The sequence below is a fragment of the Burkholderia sp. Se-20378 genome, assembly GCF_017104665.1.
Lineage (GTDB): Bacteria > Pseudomonadota > Gammaproteobacteria > Burkholderiales > Burkholderiaceae > Burkholderia > Burkholderia lata.
The window spans coordinates 1-10176 of sequence record NZ_JAAGPG010000305.1; the positions used below are offsets into that span (position 1 = coordinate 1).

Consider the following 10176-nt stretch of genomic DNA (forward strand, 5'->3'; position numbering starts at 1 on the left):
ACCCGCGCCAGGCCGGCCGCCTGCGCGCGCAACCCGACGATGCGGCGATCCGCGCGGCAGCCGGCTACCGCTGGGTACGCGATGGCGCGTTCACGGTCGCGATTTCACCGCACGCGCCGCCCGTGTCGACCTACGCGACCGACGCGAGCACCGTGGTCGGCGCAGATCCCGACTATGCGCAGCTCGTCGCCGACACGCTCGGCCGCACGCTCGTGCTGCTGCCGATCGCGTGGGCCGACTGGCCGCTCGGGCTGACGTCCGGCAAGTACGACGCGGTGATCTCGAACGTCGGCGTGACCGAGAAGCGCAAGGAGAAATACGATTTCACGACCTACCGGCTCGGGCTGCACGGCTTCTACGTGCGCACCGGCAGCCCGATCGCGAAGCTCGCCGAGCCGAAGGATGTCGCCGGCCTGCGCATCATCACCGGCGCGGGGACGAGCCAGGAGCGCATCCTGCTCGAGTGGAACAAGCGCAACGTGGCGCAGGGGCTGAAGCCGGCCGAGCTGCTCTATTTCGACGACGATGCGGCGTCGCGCGTCGCGCTGCTGTCGGGCCGCGCCGATGCGGAACTGAACCCGAACGCGTCGCTCGCGTACGAGGCCGCGCGCACGGGCAAGATCCGCCGCGTCGGCGTCGTCAATGCGGGCTGGCCGGCCAATGCCGACGTGGCGATCGCGACGCGGCGCGGCAGCGGGCTCGCGCCCGCGCTGACGCTGGCGACGAACGCGCTGATCGGGAGTGGCCGCTATGGGCAGGCGCTTGCGCGCTGGGGCTTGCAGAGCGAGGCGATCGCGCGCGCGGAGACCAATCCGCCGGGGTTGCCGTCGTTCTGAACGCGTCGACGGGGCGATGCCCGACATGGCATCGCCCCGGCCTTCCACGCTGGCAATGCCGGGGCACGTCGAAGCAATATCGTTGGTTGTGGCGCGAAGCCTACGCCGACACTGCCGCGTGATACCGGTCGAGCTCCGCGACATGCGCATGAATCGCCGGAATCAGGTCGCGCCCGTAATCGAGCGCATCGTCCAGCGGATCGAACCCGCGAATCAGGAACGTCGACACGCCGAGCCGGTAATACGCGCCGAGCGCCCGCGCGACCTGCTCCGGCGTGCCGACCAGCGCAGTCGAATTCCAGCGCGCGCCGGTCAGGTTCGCGACGCCCATCCACAGCCGCTCGTCGAGCACGTCGCCCTGCGCGGCCGCCGCCATCAGTCGTTGCGAGCCCGCATTCTGCGGCGCATGGCCGTCGATCGGCTGGCCGTTCGCGAGCCGTGCCGCGCGCACGCGCTCGCGGATCGCCTCGGCCTTCTCCCATGCAGCCGCCTCGGTGCCGGCAACGATCGGCCGGAACGACACGCTGATACCCGGCGCACGCCCGAATGGCGCGGCAGCAGCCCGCACGCGCGCGATCTGCTCGCGCACCGACGCGAGCGGCTCGCCCCACGTCATGTAGACATCGGCGTGTTCGCCCGCGACCGCCAGCGCGGCCGGCGACGACCCGCCGAAATAGATCGGCACATGCGGCCGCTGCGCGCCCTTCACGAGCGGCGACGCACCGCGCAGCCGGTAGAACGCGCCGTCGTGGTCGACCGGCGCGTCGGCCTGCCAGATCCGTTTCAGCACGGCGAGATATTCGCCGGTGCGGCGGTAGCGCGCATCGTGCGGCACGAAATCGCCGTCGCGCTGCAGGTCCGTATCGTCGCCGCCCGACACGACGTTCAGTGCGAGCCGGCCGCCGCTGAATACGTCGAGCGTCGCGATCTGCCGCGCGGCGGCCGACGGCACGATCACGCCCGGCCGGTGCGCGAGCAGGATGCGGATGCGTTCGGTCGCGGCGGCCGCGAACGACGCGACGATGAAGCCGTCCGCCGCGTTGCTGAAATGGCCGACCAGGATCTGGTCGAAGCCGGCGGCCTCGTGCGCCTGCGCGAAGCGGCGCACGTAGTCGGGCTGGACGGCCGCGCCGCCGGGTACATCGACCTCCGCGCCGGGTGTCGCGGTGATCATGCCGATGATGTCGACTGGCATGTCGAAGTGTCCTTGTGGTTCTCGATCGGAAATCGTGGCCGGGATGGCCCGCTTACTGCGCGGCGGCCGTCTTCTGCGCAGGCGCCGCGAACGCGCCCGCATACGAGCGGTCGAGCAGCTTCGACGTGTCGTACGCAGCCGGAATCACGCCGGCCTTATGCAGGAAGTCCGCCGTGTTCTGCGCGTCCTTCGCAGCCGTCTCGTCGACCGGGCCGACGCGCTGCTTCGCGTTGTTGAGCCAGCGATAAGCGACATCGGGTTCGAGCTTCGCGCGCTTCGCCCACAGGTCCGCGTACTCGCGCGGATGGCTGTCGACCCACTGGCGCGCGGCCACCACGCGCCGCAGGAAATCGGTGATCTCGGCGCGCTTGCCGGAGGCAGCCTGCTCGTTCGCGGCAACGAAGCTCAGCGCCGGCATCAGCCCCTGCGCGGTCGTCACGGGCCGCGCACCCTGGCGCAACGCGAGCGTGCTGACGAACGGCTCCCACAGCGACACCGCATCGACCGAGCCGTTCGCGAGCGCATTGGTCGCATCGATCGGCATCAGGTACGCGTACTTGACCGAATCCGCGCGCAAGCCCGCGTGTTCGAGCGCGCGCAGCACGAGCTGCTGGCTCCACGCGCCGCGCCATACGGCGATGGTCTTGCCTTGCAGGTCGGCCACGGTGCGCACCGGCGAATGCTTCGGTACGAGAATCGCAACGCCGTCGAGGCTCTGCCGCGACACGGCGACCACCTTCACCGGCGCGCCGCGCGCGGCCAGCGTAAGCAGCGCGGAATCGCCGAGAAAGCCGACGTCGATCGCATTGCCGTTCAGCGATTCGGCAACCGGCGCAGCGGCCTGGAAATGCTTCCACTCGATCGTGTAAGGCAGGTCCTTCAGCACGCCGGACGCCTCCATCGACGCCTGGATGTTGAAGTAGTTCTGTTCACCGACGCGCAGCGTGACGGTGTCTTTGGCCATGCCCTGCTGTGCGGCAAGCGCCAGCAAGAGTGCCGTGACGATTCGGCTCAACAACGTGATCTCCCGGAGGGTTGGCGGGCGGTCGCGCGATGGCGACGCCTCGTGGTCCGCCGTGCACGGCGGCCGGCGGAACGGATGGAACCGGTGACGATACGTCTATCTTCATCATGAAACAAACGCAATATTCTTCTATGGAAAGATGCAAATGTTTTATGACCTGATCGGCGGCGCCGGATGCCGCGTACCGCGCCCATGGGAACCCGGTTCGAATGAATCCTCGACAGATATTTCGTGCGCGAAATAAATCACGGACTATATTTCGCATACGAAATAACTACCCGAGCGAGGATGGCCATGACCTCCCAACCCATCGAGTTTTCCGCCGCCGACGGCTACGCGCTGCGCGGCACACTGTGGTCGCCGGACGCCGAGCCGCGCGCGCTGGTGCTGATCCATCCGGCAACGGCCGTGCCTGAGCGGCTGTATGCGGGCTTCGCGCGCTTCCTGACCGAACGCGGCTTCGCGGCACTCACCTACAACTATCGCGGCATCGGCGCGTCTCGCCCCGCGCGCCTGGGTGCGCTGAAGGCCCGCATGCGCGACTGGATGGAACTCGACGTGGGCGGCGCGACCGCGTGGGCGCGGCAGGCGTACGAAGGTGTGCCGCTGCTGGCGGTCGGGCATAGCGTCGGCGGGCATGCGATCGGGCTGTCCGCCGCGACGCCGCACCTGCGCGCGGCCGTGCTGGTCGCCGCGCATGCGGGCAGCACGCGGCTGATCACGCAGACGGCCGAGCGCCTGAAGGTGCGGCTGATCCTGCGCGTGCTCGGCCCGCTGATGGCGGCGCTGCTCGGCTACGTGCCCGGCAAGCGGCTCGGGCTCGGCGAGGACATGCCGGCCGGCGTGTTCCGCGAATGGAGCCGCTGGACGACGCTGCCGCACTATTTCTTCGACGATCCGACACTCGGCGCGGCCGAGCGTTACGCGAAACAGCAGTTGCCGATCCTCGCGCTCGGTTTCGACGACGACCCGTGGGCCAACCCGACTGCGATCGGGCTGCTGGTAAGCTATCTGGCCCGCGCGGCGGTCGAACGCCGCCAGATCGATCCGCACACGGCGGGCAGCGGCCCGGTCGGGCACATGGGCTTCTTCCGCAGCCGCCCCGGCACCGTGCTGTGGCCCGACGTGGCCGACTGGCTCGCGCAGGCCCTCGACACGCCGCGAACCGCGGGCCGTCCCTCCCTTTCCATTGCAGCCGGGAACCCAGCTTGAGCGAAGACCGACGACTGTTTTTCATGTTGAACATCGGCCAGCGGCGCGTGCAGCGCTGGATCGACCGCAAGGCGGAAACCGAGACGCGCGCGAGCGCCGCGCAGGCCGGCGCGCTGTTCTGCCTTGCGAAACAGGATGGTGCGCTGATCGGCGAAGTCGGCGCCGCGCTGCAGCTTGCGCCGTCCGCGATGACGGGGCTCGCCGACCGGATGGCGAAAGCCGGCCTGATCACGCGTCATGCCGATTCGGACGACGGCCGCGCGACACGCCTGTACCTGACCGACGAAGGCCACGCGGCGCTCAAGCGTGCGCGCGTGCTGCTGCGCGAACTCAACGGCAAGCTGTGCGACGGGTTTTCCGACGACGAACTCGATGTCGTCGCGCGCTGGCTGCATGTGCTGCAGGAGCGGTTTCCGGTGGAACGCTGAGCGGCGGCGAAGACGCCGTGTCGTCACCGCCTTCTTGGCCACGCCGTACGCGCGATCTCACGTGCCGCAGCGCAAACGACGCAGCGGCACGTACCCGGCCAGGCGTCAGGCAGCCTGCGGCAGCGCAGCGGCCACGGACCCCGCCTTCAGCGCCGCGACCTTGCCGATCGTATCGACGCACGCGTGCGCGAGTTCCGCGCCCTTCACGAGGAAGTGCTCGTGGAAGTAGGCGACATGTTCGGCCCCGTGGAAATGATGCGGCGTCAGCACCGCCGACAGCACCACCACGCCGGTTTCGAGTTGCACCTGCATGAGACCGGAAATTACTGCTTGTGCGACGAAGTCGTGGCGATAGATGCCGCCATCGACGACCAGGCCGGCGCACGCGATGGCCGCGTATTTACCGGTGTTCGCGAGCAGTTTGGCATGCAGCGGAATTTCGAAAGCGCCTGCCACTTCAAAGAAATCGCAATCCGCCTGGCGCAGGTTCGCGTTGACGAGTCCGTCGACGAACGCGTTGCGGCACTGGTCGACGATCTCCTTGTGCCAGCACGACTGGACGAAGGCGATACGCGGAGCGGCAGTGTGGGAGGGGGAAGCAAGTTGGGTCATCGATAGGTCCTGTGTGAGTTGAATGGGCGCACAGGGACAAGCGGCGTACCTTGCGTACGCAACGAACCCCGCTCTCTCTCATCCGGACTTTAACCGTCGGCCCCGGAATCCAACCGGGTCTGCTGACCTTGCCGGGCACATGCGTGCCGGCAAGCGCTCGCGGGCTACGCGCAATCGCGCGATTACCGCCGGTGGGGAATTTCACCCCGCCCTGAGAACGTTCGCGGCACATTGGCCGCGCCGGAAATCTATCACACTCCCTTCGGACTGGTGCGTCGACGTCACCGCGCGTTCCGTGCACTGGACGAACCCACGGCCCGCCTTTCCCGTGATCGGCCCGCCGCTCCAGCCGCTTTTTCGCCGATCCGACGGAAACCTTGCGACGACCTGCCATCCGGCTTGGAATTTGAAATGATATAACATATCATTTCGCGTGCTCGTCCGCCTGACGCCGTTTCACTGTGGGTGGCCGAGCCCCGCCGAGCCATGTTCCAACGGGTTACTGCGCGTCGCAGACGCAACAATATATCGTATCCAGCCGTGACCCGCATCGCTCGTTATCCGATCCGATTCCAACCGATTCACCGACCATGCGCGACCTCCCTCGTCTACCGCTTCGCCCGCTCTCGTCTCTATCGCTGATCCTGTTCGCCGCTGTCGCGCAGGCACAGACCGAACCACCCGCCGCGTCCGGCACGCCACCGACCACCCCGCTCGCCCCGATCTTCGTGACCGCGAACCCGCTCGGCGACAACGAGCTGATCGCGCCGACCGTCCAGCTTTCCGGCGATGCGCTGACACGCCGCCAGGCCGATTCGCTCGGCGAAACGCTGAACGGGCTGCCGGGCGTGTCGACCACCACCTACGGGCCGATGGTCGGCCGCCCGATCATTCGCGGAATGGACGGCGACCGGATCCGGCTGCTGCAGAACGGCGTCGCGGCCTACGACGCGTCGTCGCTGTCGTACGACCATGCCGTGCCGCAGGACCCGCTGTCGATCGAACGCGTCGAGATCGTGCGCGGCCCGGCTGCGCTGCTGTATGGCGGCAATGCGGTGGGCGGCGTCGTCAACACGATCGACAACCGGATTCCGCGCGAAGCGATCCAGGGCGTGACGGGTGCGCTCGACGCGCGCTACGGCGGCGCGAACTCGGTGCGCGCGGGCGCCGCGCAGGTCGAAGGCGGCAACGGCCGCTTCGCGTTCCACATCGATGCGTTCGACCGCGAAACGAGCAAGCTGCGGATTCCCGGCTACGCACGCAGCAGCGCGCAGCGCGCGATCGACGGCCCCGACACGCCGCAGCCGTACGGCAACGTGCCGAACAGCGACGGCCGCGTGCACGGCGGCGCGGTCGGCGCGTCGTACACGTGGGCGGACGGCTTCGCGGGCCTGTCCTACAGCGGCTACGAATCGAACTACGGCTCCGTCGCGGAAAGCGACGTGCGGCTGCGGATGCGCCAGGAACGCCTCGCGCTCGCGTCCGAGGTGCGCAACCTGAGCGGGCCGTTCACGAAGCTGAAATTCGACTTCGCGTACACCGACTATCGCCACAAGGAAGTCGACAACGGCGAGACCGCGACCACCTTCCGCAATCGCGGCTACGAGGCGCGCATCGAGGCAACGCATCGCAAGATCGGCCCGTTCGAAGGCGCGATCGGCGTGCAGTTCGGCCAGAACACGTTCTCCGCGCTGGGCGACGAGATGCTCGTGCCGTCCACGCGCACGAACAGCGTCGCGCTGTTCGGCCTCGAGGAATGGCAGGTCGTCCCCGCGCTCAAGCTGAGCCTCGGCGGCCGCTTCGAGCACGTGAAGGTCGATCCCGATCCGGCCGGCGTCGAGAAATTCGCGGGGGCGCAGCCGCGCGAATTCAACGCGGGCAGCCTGTCGGCAGGCGCACTGTTCTCGCTGACGCCCGTGTGGTCGGTCGCGGCCAACGTCGCTTACACCGAACGCGCGCCAACCTTCTACGAGCTGTATTCGAACGGCCCGCACGATGCGACCGGCCAGTTCCTGATCGGCAACCCGAATGCGTCGAAGGAAAAGGCCGTGTCGACCGACCTGTCGCTGCGCTACGCGAGCGGCCCGAATCGCGGCAGCGTCGGCGTGTTCTACAACCGCTTCTCGAACTACCTGACCGAGTACAACACGGGCCGCGTGGTGAACGACGACGGCGAACCGGTCGCACCCGGTACCGATGGCTCGCTCAACGAGGCGATCTACCGTGGCGTGCGCGCCGAGTTCTACGGCATCGAGCTGGACGGCAAGTGGCGCGCCTTCGCGCGGCGCGGCCATACGGTCGACCTGGAGCTGACGGCCGACTACACGCACGCACGCAACGTCGACACGGGCCAGCCGCTGCCGCGCATCGCGCCGCTGCGCGCGACGCTCGCGGCCGACTACGGCTACGGCCCGTTCGGCGCACGCGCGCAGGTCACGCATGCGTGGTCGCAGAACCGCGTGCCCGACAACGACTTCTCGACGGACGGCTACACGTCGCTCGGCGTGATGCTCACCTACAAGTTCCGCGTCGGCCCGACGCACTGGCTCGCGTACCTGCGCGGCGACAACCTGACGAACCAGGAGATCCGTTATTCGACTTCGGTCGTGCGCGGCTTCGCACCGGAAGGCGGCCGCAGCGTGATGGCCGGGTTGCGCACCACGTTCTGACCCTCTCATGGCCCGCGGCGCCCGCCGCGGGCCTCTTTTCCGGCGCCCCCACTGCGCCGCGAATTTCCGCTTGCCGGCCATTACCGCCAATCGCGCGGCACACACCGATGGCGCCTATCGGTTCCATCCCCAATTAGTTTCCAACAGAAATCCTTTTATTCATCCATAAATCGAAACAAATTCATCAGACGATTATTAGCAAAAAGACTTTTTTTGTTTCACCCAAGAAAACCGGTTTCAAATTCCACGTATAAACCTTTGAATCACGGGCGCGCTGGCGGGTTTTGATCGAAATCAAGAACGCCCGCCTGGTAAGGTTTCCAGTGCTAAAAAAACTAATATCAGGGTTTTCAACGGGTAAAGAATCATCCGGTATACCCGTTAATGCCGGCACGAGCCCGTATCTGGTCGAACAATAATTTCAATTCGTCAACCACACGCACAGAGGCACACTGTGAAAATCGCCAGAATGAGCATCAAAACAAAACTCCTTGGCGGCTTCGGCCTGCTCGCCGCGGTCGTCGTGATCGTGTCGGGCATGGCACTCAAGGCGCTATCCGATACGAACGCCGAGTTTTCCCGCTACATGAACGGCATCAACGCGCGGGCGACCCTTTCCGCGCAAATCCGCACCGCGGTCGACCGGCGCGCGATCGCCGCGCGCAACCTCGTACTCGTGACCAAACCGTCCGATCTCGCGCTCGAACTGGCCGAGGTGAACCAGGCGCACAAGGACGTGCAGGACCATCTCGCAAAGCTCAAGGACATGATGGCGAACGCGACCGACACCTCCGATCGCGCGCGCGAACTGGTGGGCGACATCGTGCGCATCGAAGGCAGCTACGGGCCCGTTGCACTGCGCATCGTCGGGCTCGCGCAGGCCGGCAAGAAGGACGAGGCGACCGCCGACATCGACGACAACTGCCGGCCGCTGCTCGCGCAACTGGTGCGCGCCACCGACGCATACGCGACCTATACGCATGAACGCGAACTCGCGATCGCGCAGCAATTCGCGGATCGCTATGCGATGGAGCGCAACCTGCTGGCCGGCATCTGCCTGATCGCGGTGATGGTCGCGGCATGCGGCGGCCTGTGGCTGACGCGCAAGATCACGGTGCCGATCGGCTCGGCCGTCGACGTCGCGCGCACGGTCGCGAACGGCGATCTCGGCAGCCGCATCAACGTGAGCGGCAACGACGAGACGCGCGATCTGCTCGAAGCATTGCGAACGATGAACGAGCGATTGATCGGCATCGTCGGTCGCGTGCGCGATTCGTCGAACAGCATCGCGCATGCGGTCAGCGAGATCGCGTCGGGCAACCTCGACCTGAGCCAGCGCACCGAGGAACAGGCCGCGTCGCTGCAGGAAACCGCCGCGACGATGGAGGAATTTACGTCGACGGTGCGATTGAACGCGGAGAACGCGCAACAGGCCAGCTCGCTCGCCGCGAACGCATCGGACGTCGCGCAGCGCGGCAGCTCGGTGGTCGGCCGCGTGGTCGACACGATGACGGAGATCGGCCACAGCTCGTCGAAGATCGCCGACATCACCGGCATCATCGAAGGCATCGCATTCCAGACCAACATCCTTGCGCTGAACGCGGCCGTCGAAGCGGCACGTGCCGGCGAACAGGGTCGTGGCTTCGCGGTGGTCGCGAGCGAGGTGCGCAGTCTCGCGCAGCGCTCGTCGACGGCGGCGAAGGAGATCAAGGAACTGATCTCCGCGTCGGTACAGACGATCCGCGACGGTTCCGAACTCGCGGGCGAAGCCGGCAAGACAATGTCGGACGTCACGCAGGCCGTTGCGCGCGTGACGGACATCATGGGCGAGATCGCGGCCGCGTCGGCCGAGCAGAGCCGCGGCATCGACCAGGTGAACCTGACGATCACGCAGATGGACGAGACGACGCAGCAGAACGCGGCGCTCGTCGAGCAGGCCGCGGCCGCATCGAAGTCGCTCGAGGCGCAGGGCCGCGAGCTGTCCGAAACGGTTGCCGCGTTCCGGATGCCGTCCGGCACGCACGTGACGTCGCCGGGCGCATACGCGCAAGAGCCGGTCGCGCCTCACTGGCAACCGGCCACCGCGTAACCGATCCCGCAAGGAGGCGACGATGCGCACGCTGTTCCACCGCTCTGCCGGCGTCACGCTTGCGCGCACCGCGCGACGCGCGGCCGAACGCGGCACGCGGTGCTGCTGCGC

The 10176-nt window shown here is 67.3% G+C and carries 8 protein-coding genes and 1 riboswitch; of the genes, 5 read left to right on the forward strand and 3 right to left on the reverse strand.

Annotation, left to right across the window (positions count from 1 at the left end):
• Positions 1–836: ABC transporter substrate-binding protein (locus tag G3N93_RS26000; protein WP_241026705.1), on the forward strand; the 836-nt coding region annotated here is incomplete at its 5' end.
• A 100-nt stretch (positions 837–936) separates the two neighbouring features.
• Here G3N93_RS26000 and G3N93_RS26005 read toward each other — a convergent pair.
• Together G3N93_RS26005 and G3N93_RS26010 are read right to left on the reverse strand one after the other, a co-directional pair.
• Positions 937–2031 carry an LLM class flavin-dependent oxidoreductase gene (locus G3N93_RS26005; protein WP_206134260.1) on the reverse strand — a complete coding sequence of 365 codons (1095 nt, stop codon included), beginning with the start codon at positions 2029–2031 and terminating at the stop codon, positions 937–939.
• Between the two features lie 52 nt (positions 2032–2083).
• Entirely contained in the window at positions 2084–3049 is a 966-nt protein-coding gene (locus tag G3N93_RS26010; protein WP_174940956.1) for an ABC transporter substrate-binding protein, read from the reverse strand.
• A gap of 300 nt (positions 3050–3349) precedes the next feature.
• Here G3N93_RS26010 and G3N93_RS26015 point away from each other — a divergent pair, with 300 nt between their 5' ends.
• Together G3N93_RS26015 and G3N93_RS26020 are read left to right on the forward strand one after the other, a co-directional pair.
• Positions 3350–4267: a serine aminopeptidase domain-containing protein gene (locus G3N93_RS26015; RefSeq protein ID WP_206134261.1), complete on the forward strand. Its 918-nt coding sequence runs from the start codon at positions 3350–3352 to the stop codon at positions 4265–4267.
• On the forward strand, positions 4264–4695 hold the full coding sequence (locus tag G3N93_RS26020) for a MarR family winged helix-turn-helix transcriptional regulator (protein WP_174937722.1): 432 nt from the start codon (positions 4264–4266) through the stop codon (positions 4693–4695). Before G3N93_RS26015 ends, G3N93_RS26020 begins: the two co-directional genes overlap by 4 nt.
• A 105-nt stretch (positions 4696–4800) precedes the next feature.
• On the opposite strand, the gene G3N93_RS26025 is transcribed toward G3N93_RS26020, so the two are convergent.
• Positions 4801–5307 carry a 6,7-dimethyl-8-ribityllumazine synthase gene (locus G3N93_RS26025; protein WP_206123228.1) on the reverse strand — a complete coding sequence of 169 codons (507 nt, stop codon included), beginning with the start codon at positions 5305–5307 and terminating at the stop codon, positions 4801–4803.
• Between the two features lie 66 nt (positions 5308–5373).
• Positions 5374–5530: riboswitch (FMN riboswitch) on the reverse strand.
• Between the two features lie 367 nt (positions 5531–5897).
• Here G3N93_RS26025 and G3N93_RS26030 point away from each other — a divergent pair.
• Together G3N93_RS26030 and G3N93_RS26035 are read left to right on the forward strand one after the other, a co-directional pair.
• Positions 5898–7976, forward strand: coding sequence for a TonB-dependent receptor (locus G3N93_RS26030; RefSeq protein ID WP_206134262.1), 2079 nt, complete (start codon positions 5898–5900; stop codon positions 7974–7976).
• A gap of 469 nt (positions 7977–8445) precedes the next feature.
• Positions 8446–10065: a methyl-accepting chemotaxis protein gene (locus G3N93_RS26035; protein ID WP_174940949.1), complete on the forward strand. Its 1620-nt coding sequence runs from the start codon at positions 8446–8448 to the stop codon at positions 10063–10065.
• The last annotated feature ends 111 nt before the right edge of the window (positions 10066–10176 follow it).